The organism is Bradyrhizobium sp. 22 (genome assembly GCF_000482425.1).
Taxonomy (GTDB): domain Bacteria; phylum Pseudomonadota; class Alphaproteobacteria; order Rhizobiales; family Xanthobacteraceae; genus Bradyrhizobium; species Bradyrhizobium japonicum_B.
Genome location: NZ_KI519399.1, coordinates 2,958,364 through 2,971,996, shown reverse-complemented (window position 1 = coordinate 2,971,996; position 13,633 = coordinate 2,958,364). Strand labels below are relative to the sequence as shown.

Sequence of the window (13,633 nt, the reverse complement as noted above, 5' to 3'; positions counted from 1 at the left end):
GTTTCGCTTCCCTGTTCAGGCACAGACCGCGTCTTCCGGCAGACGCGGGCGCGTTCGTTGCTCTCTTATATCCTTAGGTCCGATGACAAGCATATCACCACAAAGGCGCACTACCGCACCCTCGATCAATCTGCGATCGAACAATCGACGTGCACATTCCACGCCAGATTCGAGGGCAGCTGCGATCTCGCTCTTTGACAACTCGTCGACATGCCGGGTGACAAGACGTGCGCCGAGATCGCTGTCGGGCTGAAGCTCGCAGGCCGGTTGCCTGACGATGGCAGGATGCCCGGGCAGATCCACGGCATTGGCGATGACCGTCGCCGCCGCATCGGCCTGCGACGCCGTCGCGGCCAGCACCGTCACCGCGTCGGCGATCCCGAGCGAAAAGCTGCGGCCGTGGCGCCCGCTGGTCGCAATACCCCCGACCTGGTCATCCGCATCGACCCGCATGGCGCGCATCACGCCCTCACCATCGGGGCGATCCATCAGGCCAATCGAAAAATGCTCGCCTCGGCCGAGATGCAGAGCGATGTCGCCACCATTATTGACATAGGCGCGATCGAGCGTCGCAGCGCCCAGCATGGCGCCGAGGATCTCCTCCGCCACGCTGCCGGCAACGGCGGCCATCGGCGTGATGAAGCCATCGGCGGCAAAGGGCGCGACCGCCGCGTGCATCCGGCGCGCCACCACGCCGCTCAGCGAGGTCCGCGCCTCGGCCGCAGCGCGCAGCGCGGGCAGCTCCGCGCAGAGCTCGTCGAGCAATCCGTTGAACCGCTGCGCCGCGGCCTCATAGGCCGCACGCACCGCGTCGGCACGCCCCCTCGCCTCGATGATCAGGTCGATCGGTCCATCCTGCAAATGCAGCCGCCGGCCCTCAGACAGCAATGCGATTTGCGGGAGCCTCGTCATGCCCGTGGCCCAGGAATCGGGTTCTGCCACGGCAGCTGCCGCACATCTTCGCCATTCTGCACCTCGGAGAGCGGCTTCACGTAATCCATATGGCCGCCGAGCGCGGCATAGTCCGACAGCTTCATCGTGAACTCGATCGGCGCGACCAGCGCCGGGGTCGGAACGTAGCCGAACGCGCCTGCCGGCATCTGCGTCACATCGACCATGTAGGTGATGCCGCCGCCGGGCCAGACATAGACCGGCGCACCGCCGCTGGTGACGCGCGTCAGCGCGTCTTTCACCGAGCGCGTCAGCCGCACCGGATTGTCGGTGACGCCGGCGCGCAAGGAACCGCCGGCCCCCGCCATGAACAGCACCGTGCACAGCGCCGGCTCGCAGTTCTCCTGGATGCGCTCGACCGAGAACTTCAGATCATCAGGCATCTCGGTCTCGACCGGCTTCAAGGCCTCGTCGAGCACGTAGTAGGACGAGTGCTCACCGGTGGTAGAGACCATCAGCATGGTCAGGCCGGGTCTGGCTTCCTTGGCATCGAATGGTCCGAGGATCGTCAGCGGATCGGAAATGTTGGTGCCGCCCCACCCCGTGCCGGGATCGGCGACCTGGAAATAGCGGCCCGGCGTCGAGCGCCGGCCCTTCATCTTGATGCCGGTGTCGGCGATGTCGAGCAGCTTGCCGGCCTGGTGCTCGCTCAGCACGCCGGTGATGTGGTCGTCGACCACGACGACTTCATCCACCTTGCCGTGCCATTGCTTGGCGAACATGCCGATCGTCGCCGAGCCGCAGCCGACGCGCATGCGTTCTTCCCTGACGCCGTTGACGATCGGCGGCTGACCGGCCTGCACCACCACCGTGGCGCCGCCGTCGATGGTGAGCTCGACCGGCCTGCAATTGGCGAGGTCCATCAGCGTGTCGCAGGTGACGCGGCCCTCCTTCTTGGAGCCGCCGGTGAGATGATGCACGCCGCCGAGCGACAGCATCTGCGAGCCGTATTCGCTGGTGGTCGCGTGGCCGACCGCCTCACCCTGCGCGCGCACGGTCGCGGTCTCCGGACCGAGATAGCGGTCGGTGTCGATCTTCACCTTGACGCCGCAATAGGAGAAGATGCCCTCGGTGACCACGGTCACCATGTCGACGCCGTCGACCTCGGCGGAGACGATGAAGGGCGCAGGCTTGTAATCGGGATAGGTGGTGCCGGCACCGATCGCGGTGACGAAGGTCGAGGGCTCGTGGACGATCTTGCCGTCCCAGTCTTCCGTGCGGCTGAACGGAACCAGCTTGCCGCCATGCGAGACAGTGCGCTCCAGGATCACGTGCGGATCGACGCGGACGAGCTTGCCGTCGTGGTTGGCATAGCGGTCGCAGGCACCCGCCGCGCCCGGCTTGATGTAGCACATCACCGGACACGCATCGCAGCGGATCTTGTCGATGGCGGCGCTCGTCGTTTCAGTCACCATGTCGGAGCCAGCTGGCGCGGGTTATCATTCGTATACGAACGATGTTGCGCGCGGTCGCCTCCGACTGTCAAGCGGCGGTGCAGTGCAAAAGATGCAACTGCCGCATAAAGCCTCATTTGCCCATCCGCTCTGTCCACAAACAAGGCAGCCGCGCTGCACTGCGGCATGCATGGCTTGCACGTTTGTGTACAAACGGTATCGTCACGATGTCGAATTTGATGCGGGCTTGGACCTAGGGATGACGCAGACACCGATCCGCCTCACCGTGAACGGCAGGATCCACGAGATCGATGCGGCGCCGGAGACGCCGCTGCTCTATGTGCTGCGCAACGATCTCGCGCTCAACGGCCCGAAATATGGTTGCGGTCTGGGCGAATGCGGCACCTGCACCGTCCTGATCGACGGAGCTGCAGCGCGCGCTTGCGTGATTCCCGTCAGTGGCTGCGCCGGCCGCGACATCGTGACGCTCGAAGGTCTCGGCACGCGCGACAAGCCTGACGTCGTGCAGCAGGCGTTTATCGACGAGCAGGCCGCCCAATGCGGCTATTGCCTCAACGGCATGATCATGACCACCAAGGCATTGCTTGCAATCAACCCGCGGCCGACCGAACAGGAGGCGCTGGCGGCGTTGCGCTACAATCTCTGCCGCTGCGGCACCCATGTCGAAATCCTGCGCGCCGTGATGCGGGCGTCGGGCCAGCTCATCGAGGCGGCTGACTGATGGCCTCCCCTGTTTCGAACGGAGCCGACCGGTCATCGGGATCGCTTGTCGTCGTCCGCACCGTGGACGAGATGACGTCCGAGACCTTCGTCCGCATCACGGCCGACGGTTCGGTCACCGCCTATAACGGCCATGTCGATCTCGGCACCGGCATTCGCACCGCACTCGGTCAGATCGTCGCCGAAGAGCTGGACGTGTCTTTTGCACGCGTCATCGTGGTGCTCGGCGACACGGCCCTGGTGCCGAAGCAGGGCGCGACCATCGCGAGCGAGACCATCCAGATCACCGCCGTGCCGCTGCGCAAGGCCGCAGCGCAGGCAAGAGGCTTCCTGATCTCGCGCGCGGCGGAGCGGCTGGAGCTGCCGGAGGCCGATCTCAGGATCGAGGACGGCCTGGTGCGCGGGCATGACAATCGCAGCGTCAGCTATGGCGAGCTGATCGGCGGCGAAGAGATCCGGCTCGAGCTTGCCGAAGATGTCGCGGTCAAACCCGTCGGCGACTACGCGATCGTCGGTCAGTCCGTCCCCCGCGTCGACCTGCCGGCCAAGGCCACGGGCGAGTTGACCTTCGTCCACGACATTCGCGTGCCCGGCATGCTGCACGGCCGCGTGGTGCGACCGCCCTATGCCGGCGTCGATGCAGGACCCTTTGTCGGCACCAGCCTGATCGGCGTCGATGAAGCATCGGTCCGCGGCATTCCTGGTCTGGTGGCCGTGGTGCGCATCGGCGATTTCGTCGGTGTCGTCGCCGAGCGCGAGGAGAATGCGATCCGGGCGGCGGAGCAGCTCAAGCTGAGCTGGAAGCCGACGCCCACCCTCACCGATCTTTCCGACGTCGAGACCGCACTGCGCGCCAATCCATCGACCCCGCGCACGCTGATCGACAAGGGCGATGTTGGCGCGGCGATATCCGGCGCGGCCAAGCCGATGCAGCGCACTTATGTCTGGCCGTATCAGATGCACGCCTCGATCGGTCCCTCCTGCGCGGTCGCGGATTTCCAGGACGGCCATATCAGGGTCTGGTCGGGCACGCAGAACCCGCACCTGCTGCGCAGCGATCTTGCGCTCCTGATCGAGCGGCCCGAGAGCGAGATCGAGGTCATCCGCCTGGAGGCCGCGGGGTGCTACGGCCGCAACTGCGCCGACGACGTCACCGCCGACGCGCTGCTGCTGTCGCGTGCGGTCGGCCGTCCCGTGCGCGTGCAGCTGTCGCGCGAGCAGGAGCACGCCTGGGAGCCCAAAGGCACCGCGCAGCTCATCGACGTCAATGGCGGGCTCGATGCCGACGGCGGCATCGCCGGTTACGATCTCGCCACGCGCTATCCCTCGAACGCCGCGCCGACGCTGGCGTTACTGCTGACCGGTCGAATCTCACCGGAACCAGCCGTGCTCCAGATGGGCGACCGCACTGCGATCCCACCCTATGACTACGAGCACATGCGCGTCGTCGCCCACGACACGCCGCCGATCGTGCGCGCGTCCTGGTTTCGCGGCGTCTCTGCGCTGCCGAACACCTTTGCGCACGAATCCTTTATCGACGAGGCCGCCACCGAGGCCGGAATCGACCCGATCGAATATCGCCTGCGTTACCTGAAAGACCAGCGCGCCATCGATCTCGTCAATGCCGTGGCGGAGCGCGCCGGCTGGACGCCACGGCCTGTGAGGCAGGACAAGGACGGCGAAATCGTGCACGGGCGCGGATTTGCCTATGCCCTTTACGTCCACAGCAAGTTTCCCGGCTACGGCGCGGCATGGTCGGCCTGGGTGACAGATGTTGCCGTGAACAAGACCACCGGCGACGTCAGCGTGACCCGCGTCGTCGCCGGGCAGGATTCCGGCCTGATGATCAACCCGGACGGCGTGCGCCACCAGATTCACGGCAACGTCATCCAGTCCACCAGCCGCGCGCTAATGGAAGAGGTCTCGTTCGAACGCGGCGCGGTGGCGGCGCGCGAATGGGGCGCCTATCCGATCATCCCCTTCCCCGACGTGCCCAAGATCGACGTCTTGATGCTGCCGCGGCAGGACCAGCCGCCGCTCGGCGTTGGCGAGTCCGCCTCGGTGCCGAGTGCGGCGGCGATTGCCAATGCGATCTTCGATGCCACCGGCGTGCGCTTTCGCGAGCCGCCATTCACGCCCGAGCGCATCCTGAAAGGGCTGCACGGCGAAGCGGCGGTGACGCCGCAGGCCCTGCCCGCTCCCGCGCCCCCGCAGCCATCTCGCGTCTGGGTAAATCCATTCGCCAAGCGCGCCGGTATCGCTGCAGCGATCGCAGCCGTCTGCACCGCCGCGATCGGCGTCGGGGCAGCGCTGCTGCCCGGCCGCGCCATCGCACCGATCACCCGGCCCGACGCTTCGGTCTATTCGGCGGCGACCATCGCGCGCGGCCAGCAGCTTGCAGCGCTCGGCAATTGCGCGGAGTGCCACACCAATTATGGCGGCGCGCTCAACGCCGGCGGCCGCGCATTGGAGACGCCATTCGGGACCATCTACACGACCAACATCACGCCCGACGTCGAGACAGGCATCGGTGCCTGGTCCTATCCCGCCTTCGAGCGCGCGATGCGCGATGGCTTGCATCGCGATGGACGGCAACTCTATCCCGCTTTTCCCTACACGCATTTTGCAAAGACCAGCGACGCGGACATGCAGGCGCTCTATGCCTACCTGATGGCGCAGCCTTCAGTGCGTGCGACGGCACCGGCGAACGAACTCGCCTTCCCGTTCAACCTGCGCCCGCTGCTCGCGGGCTGGAATGCGCTGTTCCACGACACGAAGGAATTCAAGCCCGATCCCGCCAGGTCCGATCAATGGAATCGCGGCGCCTATCTGATTGAAAGCCTCGGCCATTGCAGCGGCTGCCATTCGCCCCGCAACGCGCTCGGCGCAGAGCAGCGCAATGCCTATCTCGCCGGCGGCTTCGCCGAGGGGTGGGAAGCACCGCCGCTGACCTCGCTCTCGCACGCGCCGATCCCGTGGAACGAGGACGAACTTTACGCCTATTTACGCACTGGTCATTCGCGCTATCACGGCGTCGCCGCCGGACCGATGGCGCCTGTCGTCAGAGATCTCAAGGCCCTTCCCGATCAGGACATCCGCGCAATGGCGGTCTATCTCAACTCGTTCAACGACCCTGCGACGCAGGCACAGGATGCGCTCGCGGCAAGGCTGGAGGGCGCGACGCAAGTCACCGTCGCCTCGTCCCCCGGCGCGCGGCTCTATCAGGGCGCCTGCGCAGTGTGCCACGAGGTCGGCGGCCTGCCGCTGTTCGGCACTCGCCCCTCGCTCGCGCTGAACAGCAACCTGCACAGCGCGACGGCGGACAATCTGGTCCAGGTGATCCTGCACGGGATCACTGATCCGGTCTCCAGCGATCTCGGCTACATGCCGGCGTTCGGGAACAGCATGAGCGACGCGCAGGTCGAGGAGCTCGTCACGTTCCTGCGCAGGCAGTTCGCACCCGACAAGCCGGCGTGGCCGGGCGTGCGCGATACGATCGCACGGGTGCGCGTGTCGGCGCACTGAGATAAGGCGAAGGAAGGCGTGGCTGAACGCTTGCCTGTGGCCATCCTTCGAGACGCCCGCCTGCGGCGGGCCCTCAGGATGAGGACGGAGTACGTGGGACGAGTTCAATAGGGCAAGGCTGCCGCTTAGCCTCACCCTGAGGAGACCGCGAAAGCGGTCGTCTCGAAGGGCGAGGCGCTTGCTCAGACCTCGCCCCGCTCACGCCTTCAACTCTAACCGTGCTTCATCTCCACCGGAGGCGTGCCGTGGGTGTGGAAGGACTCGATCGTCTTCAATCCCCAGGCCTGGCCTTTCTTGCGCTCCTCCTCGGTCCACACGATCGGCTTCCAGTCGGGCGCGAGGATCAGGCGCGCGCCGGCATTGGCGACCTCGACGCGGTTGCCGCCGGGCTCATAGACGTAGAGGAAGAAAGTCTGCTGGATCGCATGCTTGTGCGGCCCGGTCTCGATATGCACGCCGTTCTCGAGGAAAATATCGGCCGCGCGAAGAATTTCCTCGCGGCTGTCGAGCGCGTAGGTGACGTGATGGAAACGGCCCGGCACGCCGGAATGGTCGAGCGAATAGGCGAAGTCGTAGCTCTTGTTCGACATCGTCAGCCACATCGCCGCTTCCCGGCCGTCGTTGAGCACGATCTGCTCCGTGAGGCGGCAGCCGAGGTAATTCTCGAAGAATTCGCGGTTGGCCTTGATGTCGACCGCGAGGCAATTGAGGTGATCGAGACGCCGGACATTGACGCCGCGCGCGGGAAAGCGCTGCGCCTGGTTCTTCAGCGCGGGCGTCAGCTCCGGCGGTGCCTGATACCATTCGGTCTCGTAATAGAGCTCGACGATGTGGCCATCGGGGTCGCGGCAGCGGAAGGTCGGGCCCTGTCCCATGTCGCCGTCGATCCAGCCAATGTCGAAGCCGGATCCCTTCAGCGCGGCGACGCGGCGCTCCAGCGCCTGCTGGCTGCGCGCGCGCAGCGCCATGTGCTCCATGCCCGAGGTCTTCGACGCCGTCAGCTTCAGCGAGTAGCGTTCGTAATCGTCCCAGCCGCGCAAATAAACCGACTCGCCCTTTTGGCCGCTGACGGTCATGCCCATGACGTCGACGAAGAATTTCAGGCTTTCATCGGGCTTGGGCGTCAGCAGCTCCATATGGCCGAGATGAGCGAGATCGAGGATCGGTTCGGGCTGCATGTCTTCCTCCACGGCTAGCGACCCGCCGGACCGGATCGCGCGATCGGGTGCGGGGGTGCAGCACGCTCACCCGCCCCATGGCGCCACCGAGGCCGCCGGCTCATTTGTACTAATGTACAAATGATTAGGTGCCGTCAACAAATCAAACGACAGCCCGGACTCGGATGACGTTCGCTGCGCGAGGGCCATCATTCCCGAACGGGGAGCGGAGTGACCGGATGGTAAAATATTCCTTAACCCGTCTTTTGCTTCAAAGGCCTTTGAACTGCAGCATTTTCCCGACGTTTCCGCCCATAAGTCCGCATTCGGAAACAAACCTCACGGCCGAATTGTCACAGATTTAACAAAGCGGCCGCGCCTGGCGCTTAACCGTTTGTCCAGCGACCGCCGGGCATAGTCCGGGACAAATCTCTCGCTCTTGCCAGGTTCATTGATCGTGACATCCTTTGGACGCGTGATTTCGGTTCGCGGATCGCTCGCCCGGGTTGGGCTGCTGGCGGAAAGCCAGATGCCGATCTCGGAAGTTCGGGCAACCGTCGGCCGCTTCGTCAGCATTCGCAGTGCCAGCTCGGTCATCGTCGCGATGATCACCGAGGTGTCCTGCGAGAATTTGTCGAGCAGCGACAATTACATCGCGGTCGCATCGGTCGACCTGCTCGGCGAAATCCTCAACGCCAGCGACAAGCCGAAATTCCAGCGCGGCGTCACCAATTATCCGACCATCGGCGATGCCGTCGACCTGATCACCAGCCAAGAGCTGCGCACGATCTACGCGCCCACCGGCTCGGACCAGATCAATGTCGGCTTCCTCCAGCAGGACCGCTCCGTCGTCGCCTATGTCGACGTCGAGGAAATGCTGTCCAAGCATTTTGCGGTGCTGGGATCGACCGGCGTCGGCAAATCCACCGGCGTGTCGCTGCTGCTCAACGAGATCCTGAAGGCGCGCCCGAACCTGCGCATCTTCCTGCTCGACGTGCACAACGAATATGGCCGCTGCTTCGGCGATCGCGCGCTGGTCCTCAACCCGCGCAACCTGAAGCTGCCGTTCTGGCTGTTCAACTTCGAGGAAATCGTCGACGTGCTGTTCGGTGGCCGCGCCGGCGTGCCCGAGGAGCTCGACATCCTCGCCGAGGTGATCCCGCTCGCCAAGGGCGTCTACACCCAGTACCAGAACGCCGACCGCATCGGCCTCAAGCGCATCGATCCCAAGCAGATCGGCTACACGGTCGACACGCCGGTGCCCTATCGCCTGGTCGACCTGCTGTCGCTGATCGACGAGCGCATGGGCAAGCTCGAGAACCGCTCCTCGCGCATCATCTATCACAAGCTGATCTCGCGCATCGAGGCGGTGCGCAACGACCCGCGCTACACCTTCATGTTCGATAACGCCAATGTCGGCGGCGACACCATGGCCGAAGTGATCAGCCATCTGTTCCGCCTGCCGGCCAACGGCAAGCCGATGACGGTGATGCAACTCGCCGGCTTCCCGGCCGAAGTGATCGATTCCGTCGTCTCGGTGCTGTGCCGCATGGCCTTCGATTTCGGCCTGTGGAGCGACGGCGTCTCGCCGCTGCTGTTCGTGTGCGAGGAAGCGCATCGTTACGCCTCCGCCGACCGCAACATCGGCTTCGGGCCGACCCGCAAGGCGGTGTCGCGCATTGCCAAGGAAGGCCGCAAATACGGCGTCTATCTCGGCCTCATCACCCAGCGTCCGGCCGAGCTCGACGCCACCATCATCTCCCAGTGCAACACGCTGTTTACGATGCGTCTTGCCAACGACCGAGACCAGGCGCTGCTGCGCGCCGCGGTGTCGGACGCCGCCGCCAACCTGCTGTCCTTCGTGCCCTCGCTCGGCACCCGTGAAGTGCTGGCCTTCGGCGAGGGCGTCGCGCTGCCGACGCGCTTGCGCTTCAAGGAGGTGCCGCCGCATCAATTGCCGCGCGGCGAAGCCACCATCTCGAGCGTGCCGTCGGTCACCTCCGGCCACGACATGCATTTCGTCAGCGCCGTGCTCGAGCGCTGGCGCGGCGCCACCTCGCAGCGCGACGTGCCGAACGATCCGGTGTTCTCGGCCCCGCCCGCCAAGACGCTCGGGAGCGTCGAGGCCCCGATGCTGCAACCGTCGATGGGGCTCGATCCGGATCGCTTCTCGCTGCTGAAGAAGCCGCTGCGGTAGCACCCGTGTCCCGGACGCGCCGCAGCGTGAAGCGCTGCCGCGCAGAGCCGTGACCACACTACAAACGCAGCACTCTCGCAGGCATGGGCCCCGGCTCTGCAGCGCACCGCTGGAGAAGCGCTGCGCTGCGTCCCGGGCACGAGACGTGATGGCCGCCTCTGGAGGCTCTCGCCCGCATCGACTATGTTCGCCGGTGCGAACCCCTGTCGCTTCCCATGACAGGCCGGCTTGCGATCTCATGCGATGCGGGCCAACGAGATGACGAACAGGACATGACCGAGCTGGACTGGCCCGAAATCCTGCTGCGTCTCGGCAGCGCGACGCTCGCCGGCAGCGCGATCGGCCTGAACCGCGACCTGCACGGCAAGCCGATCGGGCTGAAGACGCTTGGAATCGTCGGGCTCTCCACCGCAACCGTCGTGCTGCTTGCGGTCCAATTCGCCGAGCCCGGCAAGATCACCGATGCGGCGAGCCGTGTGATCCAGGGCATCCTGACCGGCATCGGCTTCCTCGGGGCCGGCGTCATCGTCCATGAAAGCGAACATTTTCGCGTGCGCGGCCTGACCAGCGCCGCCTGCACCTTCCTGGCCGCCTGTCTCGGCATTGCCTGCGGCGCCGGGCAATGGAAGATCGTGCTGGCCGCGCTGGCCTTCGCCTTCGTTCTGCTGACGATCGGCCGCCGCCTGGAGCGCTGGCTGCATCGGATGCTCGGTGGCAAGGACGATCCTCACCGGGTGGAGGCTTCGACAAAGACGGCCCGCCGGGACGAAGGCTAGAATCGCAGCCGCCGCGCCCAGATCGGTTTCAGCAATTCGAGCACCGTGAGCACCAGCAGGCCTGCGCCGAGCGTGACCATCAGATCGTTCAGGTGCAGGGGACCGAAACGAAACAGGCCGGACGCCGGCGGCCAGACCAGAGCAGTAGTCAGAATCGACGCGATCGACACGAAGATCCAGAGCAATGCCGGGTTCGGACGAAAGAAGGCGGACAGGAACGACGCGCTGAAGGACCGATTGACCAGCACCAGCGCGACGATGCAGACGACGAGCGCGATGAAGGTGAGCGTGCGCGCCTCGTCGGCAGGAATGCCGGAGCGAAGCGCGACGACGAAGATCGCGGCGATCAGCGCAAATGCCAGAACGCCCTGAAGAACGCTCCACCCGACCAATGCCCACGAGAACAGCTCGGCGTCGGCGCGCCGCGGCGGGCGCGCCATGACATCGCGCTCGTCCCGCTCGGCTTCGAACACCAGCGAGCAGACGGGATCGATGATCAGCTCCAGAAACGCGATGTGAACGGGGCCGAGAATCACCGGCAACCCGAACACCAGGGGAAGCAGGGCAAGCCCCGCGATCGGAACGTGGACGGCGAAGATGAAGGCCATCGCCTTGCGGAGATTGTCGTAAATCCGGCGCCCGAGGCGGACGGATGCGACGATCGAGCCGAAATCGTCGTCGAGCAGGACGATCGAGGACGCCTCGCGGGCCACATCGGTGCCGCGGCCGCCCATCGCGACGCCGATATGGGCAGCCTTCAGGGACGGCGCATCGTTGACGCCGTCGCCGGTCATCGCGACAATCTCGCCGTTGCGCTTCATCGCCTGAACGATCCGCAGCTTCTGCTCCGGCAGGACCCTGGCGAACACGTTCACGTTCCTGACGAGTGCCTCCAGCTCGTCCTCGTTCGCGAGCTTGATCTGCTCGCCGGTTACGACCTCCTCGACGTCGAGCCCGGCCTGCCCGGCGATCGCCATGGCGGTCGCAGGATAGTCGCCCGTGATCATGACGACGCGAATGCCGGCCGAACGACATTCCGCCACTGCCTCGGGGACGCCAGGACGCAGCGGATCGGCCAGCCCGACGAGACCGAGGAAACGAAACGAAAAACCTTGCTGCGAGGTCGGCAGACTCTCGCCGCCATGGCTCGCAGCGGCCACGCCCAGCACGCGAAGGCCGTTCTTTGCCATCGCCGCGACCGAATCGCGCATCGCCTCCTGCTGCGCACCGTCCAGCTTGCAGAGGCGGGCGATCGCCTCGGGGGCGCCTTTCGCGGAAGCGAATATCTCCTGGCGGTGCGACAACCGCCAAACCTGGGTCATCGCCAGCAGCTCGGGCCGCAGGCCGTAGGTGCGTATCAAGGTCCGAGCGCCGCCAGCTTCCTCATCCTTCGGCAGCTGCGCCTGCACGAACGTGTGCAGGGCCTTCTCCATCGGATCGAACGGTTCCGGCGAGCTCGCCAGCACGCTGCAACGCGCCAGCTCGAAGAACTCTGCTCCCACGGGAGCTGGCTGCGATGAGGCAAGGCGCATGCTCGTCCCGTCGCGCAGCCTCAGCTCCGCAACCGACATCCGGTTCTGCGTCAGCGTGCCGGTCTTGTCGGTACACAGCACCGTGGCAGAGCCAAGCACCTCGATCGCGGCGGAGCGCCGCGTCAGCACGCGCGCCTTCGAAATGCGCCAGGCGCCCATCGCCATGAACACCGTGAGGACGACGGCAAACTCCTCGGGAAGCATGGACATGCCGATGGCGATGCCCCCGAGCAGCGCCTGCAGCCAATCCCCGCGCAACGTTCCGTAAAGCAGGACAGCGGCCAGGCTGATCGCCGCGCCGCCGAGAAAGCAAAGCCGCACGAGCCGTGCGGTCTGTTGTTGCAACCGCGGCGGCTCTGCCTGCAAGCCATGTAGCGACAGGCCGATCTTCCCGATCTCGCTGCGAGGGCCGGTGGCCCCGACCTCGGCCAGTCCCTCGCCTCGCACCACCAACGAGCCCGAATACACGAAAGGCTGATCGTCGCCGCCGGGGCGATGCTCGGCCGAAGCGGCTTCGCGCGCCGGCGTCTTGACGGCCTGCTTACGAACAGGGACCGACTCGCCGGTCAGCAGCGACTCGTCGACCGCCAGATCATGCGCGCTGACGAGCACCGCGTCCGCCGGCACCCGGTCGCCTTCGGCCAGGACGAGAAGATCGCCGCGGACGACGTCCCGGCCCGCGATCCGCCGCCGCTCCCCATCCCTGACCACGAGCGCGCGCGGACTGGTCAGCTCCCGCAGGGCTTCCAGCACGCGTTCAGTGCGGGTCTCCTGCACGATCGTGATTACGACGGAGATGGCGCCGAACGCCAGCAGAAGCAGCGCCTCGCGGAGGTCGCCAAGCAGGAGGTAGACCAGCCCGCCGCCCAGGAGCAGCGCAAGCATCGGTTCGCGCAGCACCTCCAGCACGATGCGCAGCGGCGTGCGTCGCTCGGCCCGAGGCAGTTCGTTGAACCCCTCGTGTTGCAGCCGCAGCCGAGCCTCGGTTTCGCTCAGTCCGCCGGAAACGCCGCGTTCTGCCTTGCTCACGTCTTCCGCCGCAGGCCCCAGAGACTTCCAGCCCCCACGATGGCCGTCACAAGCAGGACGGCGACGAAGGTCTGAATGATGGTGAAGTTCAGGGCATCACGCGCGACGAACAACGCGGTGATGGCGCCGGCAATGACGAAGAGGATGCGGAAGATGATGCTCATGGTCGTGTCTCCAGTTAGCATGACCTGGAGCCCACCTCACCCCCGACATCGGGGCAGAACGCTGCTTCGGCAATCATGCAGGCGGACAGTACCGGGCAGCCCCCATACGTGTTTGCGGAATGTCAAACCGTTGCCCGGGACGCGATGGCGCCGATCCCGAGAACTCC

Annotated in this window: 9 protein-coding genes; 4 read left to right on the top strand and 5 right to left on the bottom strand. The window is 65.8% G+C overall.

Annotated elements, in window-relative coordinates:
- Positions 1 to 15 precede the first annotated feature (15 nt).
- Positions 16 to 912 carry a UPF0280 family protein gene (locus K410_RS0115295; RefSeq protein ID WP_028135699.1) on the bottom strand — a complete coding sequence of 299 codons (897 nt, stop codon included), beginning with the start codon at positions 910 to 912 and terminating at the stop codon, positions 16 to 18.
- Positions 909 to 2,366 carry a hypothetical protein gene (locus K410_RS0115290; protein ID WP_028135698.1) on the bottom strand — a complete coding sequence of 486 codons (1,458 nt, stop codon included), beginning with the start codon at positions 2,364 to 2,366 and terminating at the stop codon, positions 909 to 911. Before K410_RS0115290 ends, K410_RS0115295 begins: the two co-directional genes overlap by 4 nt.
- A gap of 238 nt (positions 2,367 to 2,604) precedes the next feature.
- On the opposite strand from K410_RS0115290, the gene K410_RS0115285 reads away from it, so the two are divergent.
- Both K410_RS0115285 and K410_RS0115280 read left to right on the top strand, forming a co-directional pair.
- Positions 2,605 to 3,087 carry a (2Fe-2S)-binding protein gene (locus K410_RS0115285; protein ID WP_028135697.1) on the top strand — a complete coding sequence of 161 codons (483 nt, stop codon included), beginning with the start codon at positions 2,605 to 2,607 and terminating at the stop codon, positions 3,085 to 3,087.
- Positions 3,087 to 6,611: a molybdopterin cofactor-binding domain-containing protein gene (locus tag K410_RS0115280; protein WP_028135696.1), complete on the top strand. Its 3,525-nt coding sequence runs from the start codon at positions 3,087 to 3,089 to the stop codon at positions 6,609 to 6,611. Before K410_RS0115285 ends, K410_RS0115280 begins: the two co-directional genes overlap by 1 nt.
- Before the next feature lie 212 nt (positions 6,612 to 6,823).
- Here the strand turns inward: K410_RS0115280 and K410_RS0115275 are convergent, their stop codons facing one another.
- Entirely contained in the window at positions 6,824 to 7,789 is a 966-nt protein-coding gene (locus K410_RS0115275) for a catechol 2,3-dioxygenase (RefSeq protein WP_028135695.1), read from the bottom strand.
- 436 nt (positions 7,790 to 8,225) lie between these two features.
- Between K410_RS0115275 and K410_RS0115270 the strand changes: the two genes are divergently transcribed.
- Together K410_RS0115270 and K410_RS0115265 are read left to right on the top strand one after the other, a co-directional pair.
- Positions 8,226 to 9,965: an ATP-binding protein gene (locus tag K410_RS0115270; RefSeq protein ID WP_028135694.1), complete on the top strand. Its 1,740-nt coding sequence runs from the start codon at positions 8,226 to 8,228 to the stop codon at positions 9,963 to 9,965.
- A 272-nt stretch (positions 9,966 to 10,237) separates the two neighbouring features.
- Entirely contained in the window at positions 10,238 to 10,741 is a 504-nt protein-coding gene (locus tag K410_RS0115265; protein ID WP_028135693.1) for an MgtC/SapB family protein, read from the top strand.
- Here K410_RS0115265 and K410_RS0115260 read toward each other — a convergent pair.
- Positions 10,738 to 13,302, bottom strand: a complete 2,565-nt coding sequence (locus tag K410_RS0115260) for a cation-translocating P-type ATPase (RefSeq protein ID WP_028135692.1) — start codon at positions 13,300 to 13,302, stop codon at positions 10,738 to 10,740. The genes K410_RS0115265 and K410_RS0115260 overlap by 4 nt on opposite strands.
- Positions 13,299 to 13,466 carry a hypothetical protein gene (locus K410_RS40385; RefSeq protein WP_196236018.1) on the bottom strand — a complete coding sequence of 56 codons (168 nt, stop codon included), beginning with the start codon at positions 13,464 to 13,466 and terminating at the stop codon, positions 13,299 to 13,301. The genes K410_RS0115260 and K410_RS40385 overlap by 4 nt, the downstream gene beginning before the upstream one ends.
- Positions 13,467 to 13,633 lie beyond the last annotated feature (167 nt).

What these genes read in the sequence shown, in the direction of transcription:
- K410_RS0115280 (WP_028135696.1), top strand. Translation starts at nt 3,087, where the DNA reads ATGGCCTCCCCTGTTTCGAACGGAGCCGACCGGTCATCGGGATCGCTT.
- K410_RS0115295 (WP_028135699.1), bottom strand. Translation starts at nt 912, where the DNA reads ATGACGAGGCTCCCGCAAATCGCATTGCTGTCTGAGGGCCGGCGGCTG.
- K410_RS0115285 (WP_028135697.1), top strand. Translation starts at nt 2,605, where the DNA reads ATGACGCAGACACCGATCCGCCTCACCGTGAACGGCAGGATCCACGAG.
- K410_RS0115265 (WP_028135693.1), top strand. Translation starts at nt 10,238, where the DNA reads ATGACCGAGCTGGACTGGCCCGAAATCCTGCTGCGTCTCGGCAGCGCG.
- K410_RS0115290 (WP_028135698.1), bottom strand. Translation starts at nt 2,366, where the DNA reads ATGGTGACTGAAACGACGAGCGCCGCCATCGACAAGATCCGCTGCGAT.
- K410_RS0115275 (WP_028135695.1), bottom strand. Translation starts at nt 7,789, where the DNA reads ATGCAGCCCGAACCGATCCTCGATCTCGCTCATCTCGGCCATATGGAG.
- K410_RS40385 (WP_196236018.1), bottom strand. Translation starts at nt 13,466, where the DNA reads ATGAGCATCATCTTCCGCATCCTCTTCGTCATTGCCGGCGCCATCACC.